We start from the raw sequence: 661 nt of genomic DNA, 5'->3' as shown, positions 1-661 counted from the left end.
AAAAGCAGTTTTACGATCAACTAAAAAAGCTTTGGTATGTAAACTAGCCTTACTTGATCGAAACAGTCGCAACCCGTGCATATTTCCACCTGGTTTTAACTCATAGAGCTTAACACCACTTTTCAATAACATCTTACGATAAGGTACATAACCACCATGCACGAGTGCCACATCAGTGGCTGCTAAAGAATTCGTAAGAATTTTGACATCAACACCTTTTGAAACCAAATTGCTAAAATTCTGCGTACCTACCTTACCAGGAACAAAATAAGGTGATGTAATCTGAACCGTTTTTTGGGCGTCTTCAATAACCTGTGAGAGTGCTTTCATGCGCCAATTTCTGCTTTTTTGCGCAATACTTTTTCCGGAGGATCAGAAAGAACAACAACTTTATCTGCTAAAAATAATCGCTTTCCTGTCTGAATAAAACAGTCAAAACTAATATGCTTCTTGACATAATCTAAATAAACTTTTGCAGCTTTGGAATCACGAAATTGTCGTAATTTTTCCCTCCAAAAAGCAAGATCATTTACACTTTTAGGAACAACTAAAGGGTGAATCGGTAAAACGACAGCGCTATTCCAAAAATCATCAAAGATGTTTTCCACCTTTTTAACCGAAGGACCTATTAACATCAAATCTAAGTCTCGAAAATGTGATT

1 pseudogene is annotated in these 661 nt (G+C 36.5%); it reads right to left on the bottom strand.

The features are described 5' to 3' along the window. Positions 1-661, bottom strand: a pseudogene (locus ACFIO5_RS12220) (phospholipase D-like domain-containing protein); the annotation flags it as partial.

It is taken from the genome of Bartonella sp. AA86SXKL (assembly GCF_042196885.1).
The sequence above is the reverse complement of the archived record's forward strand: the minus strand, read 5'-3'. Positions and strand labels throughout refer to the sequence as shown.